The sequence below is a fragment of the Paenibacillus helianthi genome, from assembly GCF_001909055.1.
Classification (GTDB): Bacteria; Bacillota; Bacilli; order Paenibacillales; family Paenibacillaceae; genus Paenibacillus_AQ; species Paenibacillus_AQ helianthi.
In genome coordinates, this window is record NZ_LVWI01000076.1 from 1 (window position 1) to 16,051 (window position 16,051).

A 16,051-nucleotide genomic window follows, 5' to 3' on the forward strand; every position below is an offset into this window, starting at 1 on the left:
ATCATGAAGAGTATCCCCGGAATATTTATTAATAGTCTTTCTTCCGCTTGTTGACTCTAATATTGAGGAAAAGTGTTTTTCTTTAGATTTAAAAATAGTATAGCGTATCCCTTCCCCGCGAAATCCACCTTGATTTGTATATTGATCAAGTTCCTTAAATTTGGAAGGCAACTTCAATTGCCAATTTGTCTCATATTGTCTTTTGTGCGAGAAATTGTTTTTTACTTCGTTCCATAGATATGCCGGCCATAAAATAGAAACGACAACCACAATAACTACCAAAATATTTATGACTCTCATTTCCATCCTCCAAAGGCCTTTTCAAAATATGTCTACCATTTTCTATTATTTTCTATTATTTGAAAAATATTAACATATGAAAAATAATAAAACAACATTGTTTCGTCGCTATTTTTGCCTGTTGAAGATCATGTGATTGCGTGTTATCTAAAGTGGTGTTACAGGTGGACACTGTTCCCCGACAATCCTCTTGATGCCTGCCTCATAGAAAGGGTACATATCATCAAGCTCCATAATATGGGTTTGAATGGGTACACCATACATTAAAGCGAACAATTGACTTACAAATTCATTATATTGGGAAGGGTGAATCGTTTTAATCTCCGAAAGATGGTACATAAAAACCTGCTGCAGGCTCAGAGGCTCTACTTTTTGGTCAAAGGCTTCCTTATTAAAGAGATAATACTCGTAAGGTGAAGGTTCGATAGCGGGTGGTTTTTCTGTAAGCTTACTATAATATTGAATGAGCGATATCATGATTTTTTTACCGGGAACCGTGTCATCACAAATCGATTGAAAAACTTTATACAGTCCTGCTTCACCTTGATACTTTTTGTGGTGGATATCAAAACTTCTATCATAAAGCCACTTACATATAAAGTAATCTAAAACCTGTTCCTTGTAGCTAAAGTTCTTAAAAAAAGTAACTTTAGTCGTATTAATGTTAGAACACAGTTCTTCAAGGGTTAAATCATTAATACTTTTCGTTTGCAGCAGGCGAAGCATCTCTTCCAGGATAGATACCCTCAAAAGAGCTGCTTTTTTTTCTCTAACCCCGAAATTCTCCATCTATTTGCTCCTTCCTGGTTCTGCTTCTAATCCAGGCTACACCGTTTACTAGTAAGATCGCGAGAATCACAATATAAAATATTGAAGTTGACATGCTTTTGATGATTGTAAAGGTACTTGCAACATATACAAGGTTTACTGGAACTGCCGCTTTATACGAAAGCATTATGAATATCATGAGGTTTTCCAGGTAATCAAAGAACATAGCGGCCAAAGGAAGAGATAATGCGGCTTTTGAAAAGGAAGAATATCCAGCTAATGCTGATGTATGCTTCACCTTACGATGTAGACGCATCAGTAAAATGAAAGTAGATAATCCGGTTAGGCCATTTAGGACAGGAAACAAAATATCGAGGGGTAACTGCACATGAAGATACAGTGTGTAGCCCTTTTCCGATAACTGAGAGAGAAACTTAAGCGTATATTCATAAGTATACCCCAAAGGATTCATATCAAAGATCAAGAGTCCACCAGCCTCATGGCTTATGCGTGGAATAGAATAACTCTGCATGATGATAAAAATAGATTGAGACATAAATAGAAACAGCAGCCACAGCTTAATCGTTACAGTTTCAAGACTTTTAGCCAGCTTGTGTATCATGAAAGACCTCCCCAAAATTAAATTTACCGTGGTAAATAAATTAACTGAAGTTAATTATAATATATGGGGGTTTCGGCTCTAAGTCAACCGTGTTTTTTGCTATTTGCTTCATCAATGCCCATCGTTGCAGGAATAACTTTGCTTTGTATTTTTGGACTTTCGAAGCTTCTTAATAAGATTAGTAAATACGGGAGACGTTAGCTGAGATATAAGCCAATTGGTGGATACATATCTCGGGGATATACGGAAAACGTAACGAAACTCCAGCGGACTCCCAGCTTTGACTTTACTTTCTGCAATGGATTTTTTTGATCACTAGAAATATCAGGTTATCCCCCGGTCATGTCTGAATTGCTTGGGCGTCATCCCGGTATATTTCTTGAACACTTTGGTGAAGTAGCTCTGGTCATTGAAATGAAGCCGGGTTGCGATATCCGAGAGGGTAATGCCCGGCAACTCCATCAGACGTTTGGCTTCCCCGATCCGTTCCCGCTGAATGTAATCACTGACGGCCAGGCCGGTCTCCTTCTTGAACAGCTGGGACAGGTAGCTGGCATTCAGCCCGGTCACCCCGGCAAGCTTGCTCAAGCTGAGCTCCTCGTATAAATGGTTGAAAATATAATTCTGGCACAGCGCAGAGGTGCGGGACAGCTTGGACCTGTGGTTGTCTTTCACATGATCGGCGAAGTCGCACAGCGCGGCTAGCAAGGCCCGGTCCACCGCCGGAATATCCTTCAGTTCTTCAATGTGTTGAATATGAAAGTCGCTCAGCGTGTAGGCAATCTCCCAGAACAGCCCTCCGTCCATGGCCGCGCGTGTTGCCAGGGTAATAGAGGTGATGGCGAGATTCTTTTTGCTGCGCAGCTGGCTTTTCTTGGAGAGCAATCCATACTGATCTTCGTTAAAACCCGCATGCGTCTGCAGCAGCCCTTCCTTGTCTCCATTCCGGATGTGTCTGAACAGCTCACGCTCTTGGCTTGGGTCATGATGCAGCCAGGTATTCTCCCGGCGGTAGGACAGATCCAGATCAGGTGCCCCGCCCTCTAGCTGCGCAGGTTGGAGCTTCAGTGAATCCAGCAGCAGTTCGTTGATGGTTAGGGCTTGGCCGGTTACCAGTGTATACAGCAGGATGGCCGCATGATACAACCGCATCCGGTCCAGTACGGGAAGCAAGTCGTAATATTGCAACCAGACCTCCAGCTGTCCCGACGAAATATTATGGTCCCGCAGGAGGCTTGCCGCGGTTTCTTCGTTCATGGACGTATACAGTGAAGGGCCGATCACGAGGGTTCCAGCCAGCTTCAGCTCACCAGATAATGGGAGTACAACGAAATTCTCCAGGTATGCCGTTGTGCAGATTTGCGGCAAAGCAGCAGTCCTTGCATCACTCCCGCTGTTCGCTGCATCCAGCACATGCTCCCGAACTTCTGCCAGCAGCCCCTGGCTGTCTTGAGCGGGAGGCCGGGCTTGGTAAAACTGGGGTAGTGCCTGCTCCGTTTCGCCCTCTGTATTCAGCCAAATGACTGGTATCCGGTAAGCCTCGTACAGCAACCTGCAGATATAAGGAATCCGTTCATCGTCCTCTAGTTGATCAAGCATATTCTCTCACCTCACACCTAATGAAAATACCAATAATACAATGATTTTGCCATAAATCTGCCGGGAAGTATATTAGAATGGAGACAAGAAAGCACTTTCAAGGAGGTATATGATGACTACTAACATAAAGCACCTCATTTCGCAAATGACGCTTGAAGAGAAGGCTGGACTCTGCTCGGGGCTGGATTTCTGGCATACCAAAGGCATTGAGCGGCTGGGTATCCCTTCTGTAATGGTGACCGATGGACCGCATGGACTACGTAAGCAGGCAGAAAGCGCCGACCATCTGGGTCTTCATAACAGTGTGCCTGCTACCTGTTTTCCTTCGGCGGCTGGACTCGCTTCTTCCTGGAACCGTGAGCTGATCCGCCGGGTAGGTGAAGCATTGGGCAGAGAATGCCAGGCTGAGGATGTAGCCGTCCTTCTGGGGCCGGGAGCGAATATCAAGCGTTCACCGCTGAATGGACGGAATTTCGAGTATTTCTCGGAAGACCCCTACTTATCATCGGAGATGGCTGCCAATCATATTCAGGGTGTGCAGAGTCAGGGTGTGGGTACATCGCTGAAGCATTTTGCCGCCAATAACCAGGAGCACCGCCGAATGTCTACCGATGCCGTCATTGATGAGCGGACGCTGCGGGAGATTTATCTGGCGAGCTTCGAAGGGGCCGTGAAGCAAAGCCAGCCCTGGAGCGTCATGTGCTCCTACAACCGGGTGAATGGTGAATACGCTTCGGAGAGCGAAACGCTGCTAACCCGGATTCTGCGGGACGAATGGGGCTTCGAAGGCTTCGTAGTGTCCGACTGGGGAGCGGTGAACGAACGGGTGAAGGCGCTACAGGCAGGACTTGAGCTGGAAATGCCTTCTAGCGGAGGGATCGGTGACGCCAAAATCGTTGCCGCCGTGAACAGCGGCGAGCTGTCCATGGAGACGCTGGACCTTGCGGTGGAGCGGCTGCTGAACTTTATTGGTAAACGGACAGAGAACCGAATGGAGAACGCTTCGTTCGATCCGGGGGAGCACCACCGGCTTGCCCGTGAAGTGGCCCGGGAGAGCATGGTGCTGCTGAAGAATGAAGACAGCCTACTCCCGCTTGCCCAAGAAGGCAAGATTGCCATCATTGGAGAATTTGCCAAGAAGCCGCGTTATCAGGGCGGGGGAAGCTCACATGTGAATCCGACGAAGCTGGATGATGCTTTTGCAGAACTGCAGGCGGTGGCGGGAGCTTCCGCAAGCTTCCAGTATGCGCAGGGCTATGAGCTGGGCAGTGATGAGATTAATGAGGAGCTTTTGCGTGAGGCGCGTGAGGCAGCACTTCAGTCAGAAGTCGCAGTGTTGTTCCTTGGATTGCCGGACAGATACGAGTCGGAGGGCTATGACCGCAGCCATCTGTCGCTGCCCGCAAGCCATATTGCACTGATTGAAGCGGTGGCTGAGGTGCAGGAGAATTTGATAGTTGTCCTTAGCAACGGATCTCCGGTAGAAATGCCTTGGCTCGGCAAGACAAAGGCGGTTCTGGAAGGCTATTTGGGCGGACAGGCCTTTGGCGGTGCGGTTGCTGATCTGCTCTTCGGCGCTGTAAGTCCAAGCGGTAAGCTGGCGGAGACATTCCCGGTGAAGCTGAGCGATAACCCGTCATTCCTGAATTTCCCCGGTGAAGGGGATAAGGTGGAGTATAAGGAAGGCTTGTTCGTCGGCTACCGCTATTATGATAAAAAAGAGCTGGAGCCGCTGTTCCCGTTTGGTTTTGGCCTGAGCTACACCGAATTCGAGTACAGTGATCTGGTGCTGGATAAAACCGGCATTAGCGATACGGAAACCGTGCACGTCAGCGTGACCATAAAGAATACCGGCAGCCGGGCCGGACAGGAGATTGTGCAGCTCTATGTAAGTGACATTGAGAGCAGCTTTATCCGTCCACTGCAGGAGCTGAAGGGCTTCCAGAAGGTGGCGCTGCAGCCCGGGGAAGCGCGCGAGGTTTCTTTTACACTGAATAAACGCGCCTTTGCCTACTACAATATAGGGCTTAGGGATTGGCATGTGGAGAGCGGAACCTTCCGGATTGGGGTCGGAGCGTCCTCCCGCGATATCCGCCTAAATGCTACACTTGAAGTGGCTTCCACGACGGAAATTGCAGTAAGCTTTCACCGGAATACGACCGTCGGGGATCTCCTGGACAATCCGCTTACAGCAGAGACCGCGAAGAAATTCAGCAGTATTTTCGGGCTCGAAAGTGCGATGGAGGATAATCCGGAGATGTTCCTGGCGATGATGAAATATATGCCGCTACGGGCCATGATCGGCTTCGGGCAGGGGAAATATACCGAAGCGGATCTGGCTCAGGATCTAAGCGAGCTTAATGCTCTGGTAGCAGCGAAATAACAGCCGAAGAAGATTGTTATCCCTTTTAAGCTCTTCGTGGGGATTGAAAAAGGCAGCAGCCCTTTACCAGGGGTTTGCTGCCTTTTGGGTTAGTTGTGGACAGAAACTCCAGATTTGCGGCCGTGTCCAATAAAAGGATTAAAATAGTCCAATCCCCGATCTCCAGATTGTCCATTTCATCCGTGATGAAGACAAGTTATAATGAAAGCGCAATCATGAATCTGGGGCAGGACTGTCCACAGAAAAGATTAGATGAGTTTCTGAATTCATATGCTCAAATGGAGGTATAGACGATGACCAATATACAGCTGAAATGGTTCTCCAGCACAGAAAATGCGCCTTGGACCGAACGCGGGGCAGCCGAGGCTGAAATCCCTGGAACGGAGGGGGCTGCACCGGCTAATCTAACCGTTACCGACGATATCTATCAAACGCTCGAGGGCTTCGGCGGCTGCTTCAATGAACTCGGCTATGCTGTACTGTGCCATCTGCCGGAAGACGAGAGAGCCAGAGTGATGCATAATTTGTTCCATCCTGAGGGAGAGCAGCGCTTCAGTATCTGCAGGCTGCCTATCGGAGCCAGCGATTATGCGCTGGATTGGTACAGCTTGAACGAAACGGATGGCGATTACGCTATGCAGCATTTCTCGATTGAACGTGACAGACAGCTGCTGATTCCCTATATCAAGGAAGCCCTCGCGCTGAACCCGGAGCTGAAGTTATTCGCTTCTCCCTGGAGTCCGCCGACCTGGATGAAATTTCCTAAAGCCTACAACTATGGCACACTTCGCTGGGAGCCGGAGATCCTTGCCGCTTATGCCCTCTACTTCGTGAAGTTCGTGGAAGCCTACAGGCAAGAGGGGATTACCATACATCAGGTGCATGTGCAGAATGAGGTAGTTGCCGACCAAAAGTTCCCGTCCTGTGTCTGGACAGGCGAGCAGCTCAAAATTTTTATCCGCGATTATCTCGGACCTGCCTTCGAGGAGCATGGGCTGGATACGGAAATATGGCTTGGCACGATCAATGCCCCGGAGCCGTGGGATGAATGGCTGAAGAAGAAATCCAGTGATTATGATGCCTTTGCAGGTGTGGTACTGGGTGATCCGGAGGCTTATAAATACGTCAAAGGCGTTGGCTATCAATGGGCAGGCAAGCATGCGATTCAGCGTACGGTGCAGAGCTACCCGGAGCTTCGCTATATGCAGACGGAAAATGAATGCGGCGATGGCGAGAACACCTGGTTTTACGCCAAATATATATTTGGCCTGTATCAGCACTATTTTATGAACGGCGTAAACGCCTATATCTATTGGAATATGGCGCTTGCTCCGAAGGGGCGCAGCACCTGGGGCTGGGAGCAGAACTCCATGCTGACCATTGATCCTGCCTCAAGGCAGACCATCCGCAATCCGGAGTACTATGTGATGAAGCATTTCTCCCGCTTTGCCGCGCCGGGTTCGGTAAGGATTGGGCTGAAGGGGCCGTGGAGCGGACATGCCGTCGCATTCCGCACGCCCGAGGGCAAGCTGACGCTGGTTATTGCCAACCCTTATAGGGAGGCGCGGATGCTGCATCTGCAAAGCGGGTCATCGCTAATTACCTTCAAGCTGGAAGCGGAATCTTTTCATACCCTTGTGTTGGGTTGATTAGATCATAGCTATATTCTAAAGAACTAACGTCCGGAACATGCGGGGCGTTAGTTTTTTGCTACAAGGACGGCGAGCCGTCTCCAATTGGTAGAATTCCATTCTTGGGATAAACTACAGCAAGTGAGGCAAGGGGGCTGGAGGACACAATGTTTGCCAAATGGATGATGAAGCTGTCGGAGCCATTCCGGCGGAGTATCCGCAACAAGCTTATTCTGACGATGATTCTGCTGGCTGTGGTGCCCATCGTCGCCATTACAGCTCTGGCTGCAGAGAACAGCCGCCGCTCGATGGAGGCTGAAGTGATCAGCACGAATCTCTCCAATATGAAATGGACCGGAGTCTATCTCGGTGACCAGTTCGCCCAACTGAATAATCTGATCTATACAGTGCTGATCAGTCCGCATTTGAGCGATTATCTGGCAAATGCCGAGGAAGCGAGCCTCTCCAGCCAGTTCACAGCGCAGCGGAATATTACTGATACTTTGACTAATCTGTTCTACTCGGCAGGGAATCACGTGGTCGGTGTAGAGCTGTATTTGAAGGAATACAACAAGCTGTACACGATCAATGCCTCACAGAGTGACATTGAATCCCCTGCTGCCATTCCGGCACCATATAAGCTGCTGTTCGATCAGGACAAGGACTTCATGATCACCACGGACAGCACAGACGGGGCCAAGTTTCAGCTGATCCGCAGCATTAACCGCTTTGAGAACCAGGAGAAGCTGGGCGGGATTTCTCTGCAGATTCGCTGGGGAGTGCTTGATCAGACGCTGAATCTGCTGGGGCGCGGTAACGACCATACGGTTTTTATTGCCGGAGCGGACGGCAAGGTACTCTACCAGCCCTGGGGCAACGCTCCGGCAGCAGCAACACTGGACCGGATCGCGCGAACGGGTGAGAGCCAGGGGTATTTTCGCGGCGACGATGAGTATGTGTTCTACAACACCATCGACCCGGTGGGTCTGAAGCTGGTCACTGTGATCCCTACCAGCTTCATTAACCAGAGCGCGCTGGCGACCATGAACTTTGGTCTCATCATTGGTGCCGTGTCTGTTGTGGTTGCCATTTTGCTCGCAGTCATACTGGCCTGGCGGCTGGCCACCCCGATTGTCAGCCTGGCCCGCTCGATTCAGGGCTTTGGCATGATGAAGGAACGCGGGATGCGGCACACCACCCGTGTGGATGAGATCGGTCTGCTGGAGACGAAGCTGGATCAAATGTCGCACCGTATCCGTGAGCATATCCGCACAGAGTACATGATCAGTCTGGAGAAAAAAAGTGCTGAGCTCAAAGCGCTGCAGGCGCAGATCAACCCGCACTTTCTGCAGAATACCCTACAGATGATTGGCAGCATGCTGTTCAAGAACAGCCCGGCTGAAAGCTACGGAGTGATTAGATCGTTAAGCGATATGTTCCGCTATATCATCCGCGAGCCGGAGGATCTGGCCCCGCTGCGGGCGGAGCTGAATCATCTGAACAACTACATGCAGATTCAGCAGCAGCGGTTCGCCGCCCGGTTGAGCTATAGTCTTGAGGTGGATGAAGGGGCACTGGGGAGCTTCATTCCAAAGCTGAGTCTGCAGCCGATTGTGGAAAATGCCTTTTTTCATGGCCTGGAACGGCAGGAGGGTCCTTGGGAGCTGGAGGTCAAGGTGGTCTGTGCCGGACTGGATACGGTCATTATGATCCGTGACAATGGCGTAGGAATCGGGCCGGACCGGCTTGCTGAACTGCAGGGCAGGCTTACCCGGCGCAGCGGGGATTTATGGACACATGGAGAGCGGATTGGGCTGCGTAATGTCGCTTCGCGGATTCAGATGCATTTTGGCGACAGCTACGGCATCTCCGTTGAGAGCAGGGAAGGCCAGGGGACCACGATAACCGTGACCATACCATATTAAATAACAAACAAATAAATTGAGTTTGGGATTTTTTATATTGGGGCAGAAGTGGCGGAGGAGAAGTTTGGAACTGGAGGAGCGATAGCGACCGCCTTTATGTTTGGATTTCTACCGCAGCAAGCGGTTCAAATCAGGAAATCCAAACATAACAGCGGCCGGAAGTCCAAACATTCTCCGCAGTCACGACCGAGCCCGAAATATAGAACTCTCAACTTCAACTTATACCCCCCCGAAAGGAATGAACCGATTGATGTATAAAGTGCTGCTGGTGGATGATGAGAGCTGGAACCGGGACATCGTGCGGACGTTCGGCTCCTGGGAGGAGCTTGACATGGAAATTGCCGGAGAAGCGGAGGACGGACGGGAAGCGCTGCGCCTGATCGGAGAGCTGGCCCCGCATATTGTCATTACCGATATGAGCATGCCCGGTGCCGATGGTGTGATGCTGATGAATGCTGTGCATGAGCGGTTTCCTGAGGTGAAGATGATTGTGGTCAGCGGCTACGATGATTTCAAATATGCGCAGAATGCTATCCGGTACGGGGCGGTGGATTATTTGCTGAAGCCCATTGATCCGAAGGAACTGAACGCTGTGCTGGGCAAGTGCCGGAAGGAGCTGGAGGCAGCTTCACAAGGGCAAAGTGCGTACGCGCTGGACATCGATGTGTCCATGTGGCTGTCCTCTTATAAACAGCTCATGCGTGTCCATTTCAATGAATTGAATGCTGAAGGTGTGAGCTCAGTTCTGGAAGGGATCGGCAAAGAACTGGAGCCTGGCGGAACTCCTATGCCCGGCGCACTCCGCCAGGCTGGCAGTGAAATGCTGCTGCTCCTGAAGGAGCTCATGAGGGGCAACGGTCTTGCAGAAGATGCTCTGAAAGCGGAAATTCCACATGCGGCACTGAATTCGGCAGGGAGCATAACAGCTTATCTGAAGGAGCTCTATGAGGCAAGCCTCGAGCAGCTGATCGGTCAGCGCAAGTTCAAAAACAAGCTGAACCTCGAAGAGGTGAGGCAGTATATCGACGGTCATTTTGCAGAGGCGGTGACGCTGGAGGGGCTGGCAAGAGCTTTTTTTGTCAGCAAGGAGTATTTGAGCAAGGTGTTCAAGCTGGAATATGGCTGTAACGTCACGGATTACATACTCGGGCTGCGGATGGACAAAGCCAGGGAGTGGCTGGCCGATGAGAATATTCCAATCAAGACCGTGGCTGAGCTTGCGGGATATGAGGATGTGGGGTATTTCTACAGGGTGTTTAAGAAGCATTTTGGCGTGGCGCCTGGAGAAATGCGCAGACAGAAAGCCGGTTTAAAAATGTCCAATCCGGAAGGGTAATTCCGTCCAATTAAACGCTTTCATAAACGAGTTACAATGAAAGCGTAAACAAAACACAGACATTGGGAGGTCTTACAGCATGACAAAGACGAGCAAAGGGTTACTCTGCACGATTCTCGCCGCTACACTTCTTGCAGGCTGCGGTAATAACAACAGCGGTAATGCAGGCACTGCATCCGGAGATACAACAAGCACCGGCAGTGTCGCCAAAAGCGTCACCCTGAAGATGTTCATCGCCCAGCCTCGCTTCAAGGAGCAATACGATAACTATATCGCCGAGTTTGTGAAGAAGGAAAAAACGGACAAGAACATCGATGTCTCCGTACAGCTGGAAATGCCTACGGCCGACAACGCTTCCCAGATTCTTAAAACACGGCTTGCTTCAAATGATGCGCCGGATATTTTCGCCATTCATGCTGTCAACGAAATCCCGTCCTATTATAAAGCCGGATATTTGGAGGATCTGAGCAGCCAGCCGTTTGTCGGCAAGCTGCTGGACAGTGTGAAGCCTTCCGTCACCACTACGGACGGCAAGGTTGTGGCATTGCCTTTGGAAACCTTGTCCTGGGGCTACCTGTACAATAAAAAAATCTTCAAAGAGCAGGGACTGACCCCACCAACGACGCTGACAGAGATGAAGACGGTCATCGAGAAGCTGAAAGCCCAAAAAATAACACCATTTGTACTTTCGTACAAAGAGTCATGGATTCCGCAGCTGGTGCTGCCGCTGGCTGTAGGCGGGATGATGAAAACCAAAGATCCTGAATTTGTGAACAAGATGAACAAGGATGAAGGTTCCTTCACTGAGATGAAATCGGCAATCTTTGATGTGTTCGATCTGATCAATGCGAACGGCACTGCCAAGGCTACCGAGGTTGGCGGTGATGACGGCGCAGCCGCCTTTGCTGCAGGCAAGGGAGCGATGTGGCTGATGGGTCCATGGTATGCGGAAACGATTCTCAAATCCAATCCGAATCTGGACTTTGGGGTAGCGCCGCTGCCAATCAACGATGATGCCAGTGCGACTCTGATCAATCTGAGCGCCTCGACATCACTGGCCGTATCGCCAACGAGCAAGAACAAAGAAGTAGCACTCGATTTCCTGAACTATGTGCTGGACGATCAAGCATCCAACGCCTTCTTCCAATCGCTTAAGTTCAATCCGGTATCCACAGTTCACACCTATGAGAGCTATCCTTGGATCACTGAAGCTACTACCTATGTCAAAGCAGGAAAGTCTGTTCAAGACCCGGCTATTCCGCAATCGGTCAAGGATGAGGTAGGCAAAGGGCTGCAGGCGTACTACGCCGGACAAATGTCGCAGGATGATGTCCTGAAGGCACTTGATAAAGCATGGAAATCCTTCAATAAAGTCAATAAATAAGCTGCGGCGGATATTCAGGGATGGAAGAGCGGGAGAACCTATTTTCCTCCATCCCTGTTTGCTGCTGCCCACATAGAGGGAGAGGGGCGGTTACTGTGCCGATTAAGAAATACAAGAATGTTCTTTCACTGCTAGCTTTCGTCGCACCAGCATTGATAATCTACTCATTATTTCTGCTGATTCCCACGGTTGGCGGAATGTACTACAGCTTCACGGACTGGAATGGGCTTAATCCCAACTATTCTTTTATCGGACTCGGCAATTTTATTGAGGCGCTGCGTGATGATCCTGATTTCGTGAATGCTCTGCTGTTTACGATGAAATATGTGCTGTTCATGATCGTTCTGCAAAATGTATTCGCACTTGTGCTGGCGGTGTTCATTGAGACGAAAACCCGTACTAAAGGCTTTTTTCGCACTATTTTCTTCATGCCCAATATGATCAGTACGATTATCAGTGCCTTCATGTGGACCTTTGTGTTCTCCCAGGTGCTGCCGCAAATTGCCGAAAAAACGGCCATGTCCTTCCTGGACCAGCTGTGGATAGGCGATCCCAAGGTATCCTTTTATTCGATCATAATCGTATCGCTGTGGAATGGTGTCGGCTATATGATGATTATATATCTGGCCGCCCTGCAGGGTGTGCCGCAAAGCCTTAAGGAAGCGGCTGTTATTGATGGCGCTAGCCCGTTCCAGACCTTCCGAAAAGTGACACTCCCCATGATTACACATGCGGTGACCATTTGCTTCTTCCTGACACTGAACGGGGCGTTCAAGGTATACGAAGTGGTCTATGGATTGACCGGCGGGGGGCCGGGACGCAGTACGCAGGTCATCACAATGAATATTTTTGAAGAGGCGTTCTCCAACAACTTCCGCTACGGCTATGCCAGCGCCAAATCAGTCATTCTGTTCGTAATTATCCTGATTTTCACCTTCATCCAGATTGGTGTCATGAAACGAAAAGAGGTGGAAGCATGAGACTCAGAAAAGGAGCTTCCCTGCTCATTACTCTGTTTCTTTCGGTCGGAGCGCTCATTTCCTTTTTTCCGATCTATCTGGCCATTATCAATTCCGTAAAAACACAGGGCGAGATGTTCTCTTCCTTCCTGGCCTTGCCGACCAAGCTGCATTTCGAGAATTACAGCCAGGCCTTTGATAAAATCAACCTCCTGCACAGCACGCTGAACTCGGTCATTGTATCCGTGATCGGTATCGGCGGCATTATCTTCTGTGCGGCCCTGGCCGGCTACAAGCTGTCCCGGACCTCCGGAAGGCTTAGCGCAGCCATCTTCTCCCTGTTCATAGCTTCGATGCTGGTGCCGTTTCATTCGATCATGATTCCGTTAACCCGGATGGCGAAAGCCCTTCATGTCAGCGGCAGCACCTACGGATTGGCCCTGATCTATATTGGCCTCGGGGTTAACATGGCGATTTTCCTGTATCATGGTTTTGTGAAATCCATTCCCCGGGAGCTGGAGGAAGCGGCACGTATTGACGGCTGCGGTGAATTTCAGACCTTTTTCCGGATTATCTTCCCGCTGCTGCTGCCGATTACGGTGACCATCGCGATTCTCGACTTCCTGTGGATCTGGAATGACTTCCTGCTGCCGCTGCTGATGCTTACGGATTCCAACAAATACACATTGATTCTGTCGACGAATACGTTGTTTGGGGAATACAACAAGGAGTGGTCACTCATTCTGGCCGCGCTGGTGCTGACCGCCCTTCCGGTAATTGTCATCTACGGCTTCTTCCAGAAGTTCATTATGCAGGGCATTGCTGAGGGCGCCATTAAGGGTTGAGGATATAAGGTGAACATTAAAAGTTCATAATAGGGTCTGGTCGTACTGCGGGGACTGTTTGGACTTTCGGCCGCTGTTGTCTTCAGATGTATTTTATTATATCGCTTAGCGGATAACATCTGAAGACAAAGGCGGACGCTACGCTCCTACAGTTCCAAACGTCCCCTCCGTACTTCTACCCTATGTATGTCTATAAAGTTCAACTTATATAGGGAGTGAGAAGGACAAGGACAAGGACAAGGATAAAAACAAAGACAAAAGATTCCACAAGGGAGGTAAAAGCAACGATGAATCAACTTCGTTACGGCGTTGCCTATTACGATGAATATATGCCTCACGAGAGGCTGGATGAGGATATCGCCATGATGAAGGCGGCGGGCATCAACACGGTCCGTATTGCCGAATCCACATGGAGTACGCATGAGCCGCAGAACGGCGTATTCGACTTCACCTCCGTAGACCGGGTGCTGGATGCGATGCATGCTGCGGGGATTGCTGTCATCGTCGGAACTCCGACGTATGCTGTTCCCACCTGGCTGGTCAAGGAGCATCCAGATGTTCTGGCTGTAACACCAAAGGGACCCGGAAAGTACGGCGCGCGGCAGATTATGGACATTACCAATCCCGCCTACCTGTTCCATGCGGAGCGGATCATCCGCAAGCTGATCAGCCGGGTCTGCAAGCATCCGGCGGTGATCGGCTACCAGACGGACAACGAGACGAAGCATTACGATACGGCCGGAGAGAATGTGCAGCTTCTGTTCGTCAAATATATGCGGGAGCGCTTCGGAACGCTGGAGGAGATTAACCACCGCTTCGGACTGGATTACTGGAGCAACCGGATTAACAGCTGGGAGGACTTCCCCTCGGTAGTGGGCACCATTAACGGCAGTCTGGGGGCGGAGTTCGCCCGCTTCCAGCGGGGACTGGTGACGAAGTTTCTTGCCTGGCAGGTGGCGCTGGTGAACGAGTATAAGCAGCCGGGGCAATTCGTCACACAGAACTTTGATTTTGAGTGGCGGGGTTATTCCTATGGTGTTCAGCCTTCGGTAGACCACTTTGCTGCAGCAGAAGCCTTCGATATTGCCGGAGTAGATATTTACCATCCTTCGCAGCACGAGCTGACCGGAACAGAAATCGCCTTCGGCGGTGATATGACCCGTTCGCTGAAGCGCAGCAATTACCTGGTGCTGGAGACGCAGGCGCAGGCTTTTCCCCATTGGACACCTTATCCGGGTCAACTGCGGCTGCAGGCCTTCAGCCATCTGGCATCAGGTGCGAATATGGTCGCTTACTGGCACTGGCACTCCATTCATAATTCATTCGAGACGTATTGGAAAGGGCTGCTTAGCCATGATTTCAAGCCGAACCCGGTGTATAACGAGGCGATCACGATCGGCAGGGATTTTGCACGTTTGAGCGGGTCACTGTACGGTCTGCATAAGCAGAACAAAGTAGCGGTAATGGTCAGCAACGAAGCTCTGACGGCATTGGAATGGTTCAAGCTGCCGGACGGCAAGAATTACAATGATGTTGTGCGCTGGCTGTATGACGGGCTCTACCGGATGAATATCGAATGTGACTTCATTCAACCGGGTTATCCGGGGCTGTCCGAGTATAGTCTGATCATCGTTCCGGCATTGTACGCTGTCCCGGATGAGGCGCTTGAGCGGCTGAATGAATACGTGCATGCCGGCGGACATGTCGTATATTCTTTCAAAAGCGGGTTCGCAGACGAAGTCATCCAGGTGCGTACAACCGTTCAGCCGGGAATCATTAGCGAGGCCTGCGGCATCAGCTACAGCATGTTCGTCACACCGCATGAAGTACGGCTGAAGAGTGAAAATGCGGTGATTCGTAGCGAGGACAATCATGTGGAAACGTGGATGGAGCTGATCACACCGACGACAGCGGAGGTGCTGCTGCGGTACGATCATCCGCACTACGGCGAATACGCCGCAGTTACCCGGAACCGTTATGGACAAGGCAGTGCAATGTATATCGGCTGCATGACAAGCAGAGAGATGGCGGACAGCCTGTTGAAGGCTGCAGTGCAGGAGGCTGGATTATGGGGAGCTGACCAGGAGCTGGCATTTCCTCTGATCGTCAGAACAGGCATCAATCCGCAGAACCAGACGGTGCGTTATTACTTTAATTATTCTGACTCTCCGCAGTCTCTGGTATATCCGCATGGCCCTGCTGAAGAGCTGCTGTCGGGCCGAAAAGTTGCGCCTAAAGAGGAGCTGGAACTCTCTCCTTGGGGATTTGTGATTCTGCTGGCTTAGAATATTTGATTTCT

General features: G+C 50.4%; 12 protein-coding genes. 8 read left to right on the plus strand and 4 right to left on the minus strand.

Annotation, left to right across the window (positions count from 1 at the left end):
- The 4 genes from A3844_RS26365 to A3844_RS26380 form a co-directional block, all read right to left on the minus strand.
- Nucleotides 1-300 (minus strand): hypothetical protein (locus A3844_RS26365; RefSeq protein WP_143192168.1); only part of this gene is annotated, 300 nt, incomplete at its 3' end.
- A gap of 147 nt (nt 301-447) precedes the next feature.
- Nucleotides 448-1,089, minus strand: a complete 642-nt coding sequence (locus tag A3844_RS26370; protein WP_074109007.1) for a TetR/AcrR family transcriptional regulator — start codon at nt 1,087-1,089, stop codon at nt 448-450.
- Nucleotides 1,070-1,690 carry a hypothetical protein gene (locus A3844_RS26375; RefSeq protein ID WP_074109008.1) on the minus strand — a complete coding sequence of 207 codons (621 nt, stop codon included), beginning with the start codon at nt 1,688-1,690 and terminating at the stop codon, nt 1,070-1,072. Before A3844_RS26375 ends, A3844_RS26370 begins: the two co-directional genes overlap by 20 nt.
- A gap of 324 nt (nt 1,691-2,014) precedes the next feature.
- A complete protein-coding gene (locus tag A3844_RS26380) occupies nt 2,015-3,289 on the minus strand; it encodes a helix-turn-helix domain-containing protein (protein ID WP_074109009.1) in 1,275 nt (424 codons plus the stop codon).
- Nucleotides 3,290-3,401: 112 nt separating this feature from the next.
- On the opposite strand from A3844_RS26380, the gene A3844_RS26385 reads away from it, so the two are divergent.
- The 8 genes from A3844_RS26385 (at nt 3,402) to A3844_RS26425 (ending at nt 16,037) form a co-directional block, all read left to right on the plus strand.
- On the plus strand, nt 3,402-5,672 hold the full coding sequence (locus tag A3844_RS26385; protein WP_074109010.1) for a glycoside hydrolase family 3 C-terminal domain-containing protein: 2,271 nt from the start codon (nt 3,402-3,404) through the stop codon (nt 5,670-5,672).
- 293 nt (nt 5,673-5,965) lie between these two features.
- Entirely contained in the window at nt 5,966-7,321 is a 1,356-nt protein-coding gene (locus tag A3844_RS26390) for a glycoside hydrolase family 30 protein (RefSeq protein ID WP_074109011.1), read from the plus strand.
- 149 nt (nt 7,322-7,470) lie between these two features.
- A complete protein-coding gene (locus A3844_RS26395; RefSeq protein WP_074109012.1) occupies nt 7,471-9,228 on the plus strand; it encodes a sensor histidine kinase in 1,758 nt (585 codons plus the stop codon).
- Nucleotides 9,229-9,478: 250 nt separating this feature from the next.
- Entirely contained in the window at nt 9,479-10,564 is a 1,086-nt protein-coding gene (locus A3844_RS26405; protein ID WP_074085988.1) for a response regulator transcription factor, read from the plus strand.
- 79 nt (nt 10,565-10,643) lie between these two features.
- A complete protein-coding gene (locus A3844_RS26410; protein ID WP_074085987.1) occupies nt 10,644-11,948 on the plus strand; it encodes an ABC transporter substrate-binding protein in 1,305 nt (434 codons plus the stop codon).
- A gap of 95 nt (nt 11,949-12,043) precedes the next feature.
- On the plus strand, nt 12,044-12,928 hold the full coding sequence (locus tag A3844_RS26415; RefSeq protein WP_074085986.1) for a carbohydrate ABC transporter permease: 885 nt from the start codon (nt 12,044-12,046) through the stop codon (nt 12,926-12,928).
- Nucleotides 12,925-13,752, plus strand: a complete 828-nt coding sequence (locus A3844_RS26420) for a carbohydrate ABC transporter permease (protein ID WP_074085985.1) — start codon at nt 12,925-12,927, stop codon at nt 13,750-13,752. Before A3844_RS26415 ends, A3844_RS26420 begins: the two co-directional genes overlap by 4 nt.
- A gap of 287 nt (nt 13,753-14,039) precedes the next feature.
- Nucleotides 14,040-16,037, plus strand: a complete 1,998-nt coding sequence (locus A3844_RS26425) for a beta-galactosidase (protein ID WP_074109014.1) — start codon at nt 14,040-14,042, stop codon at nt 16,035-16,037.
- The last annotated feature ends 14 nt before the right edge of the window (nt 16,038-16,051 follow it).

What these genes read in the sequence shown, in the direction of transcription:
- A3844_RS26375 (WP_074109008.1), bottom strand. Translation starts at nt 1,690, where the DNA reads ATGATACACAAGCTGGCTAAAAGTCTTGAAACTGTAACGATTAAGCTG.
- A3844_RS26385 (WP_074109010.1), top strand. Translation starts at nt 3,402, where the DNA reads ATGACTACTAACATAAAGCACCTCATTTCGCAAATGACGCTTGAAGAG.
- A3844_RS26380 (WP_074109009.1), bottom strand. Translation starts at nt 3,289, where the DNA reads ATGCTTGATCAACTAGAGGACGATGAACGGATTCCTTATATCTGCAGG.
- A3844_RS26420 (WP_074085985.1), top strand. Translation starts at nt 12,925, where the DNA reads ATGAGACTCAGAAAAGGAGCTTCCCTGCTCATTACTCTGTTTCTTTCG.
- A3844_RS26425 (WP_074109014.1), top strand. Translation starts at nt 14,040, where the DNA reads ATGAATCAACTTCGTTACGGCGTTGCCTATTACGATGAATATATGCCT.
- A3844_RS26410 (WP_074085987.1), top strand. Translation starts at nt 10,644, where the DNA reads ATGACAAAGACGAGCAAAGGGTTACTCTGCACGATTCTCGCCGCTACA.
- A3844_RS26405 (WP_074085988.1), top strand. Translation starts at nt 9,479, where the DNA reads ATGTATAAAGTGCTGCTGGTGGATGATGAGAGCTGGAACCGGGACATC.
- A3844_RS26390 (WP_074109011.1), top strand. Translation starts at nt 5,966, where the DNA reads ATGACCAATATACAGCTGAAATGGTTCTCCAGCACAGAAAATGCGCCT.
- A3844_RS26395 (WP_074109012.1), top strand. Translation starts at nt 7,471, where the DNA reads ATGTTTGCCAAATGGATGATGAAGCTGTCGGAGCCATTCCGGCGGAGT.
- A3844_RS26370 (WP_074109007.1), bottom strand. Translation starts at nt 1,089, where the DNA reads ATGGAGAATTTCGGGGTTAGAGAAAAAAAAGCAGCTCTTTTGAGGGTA.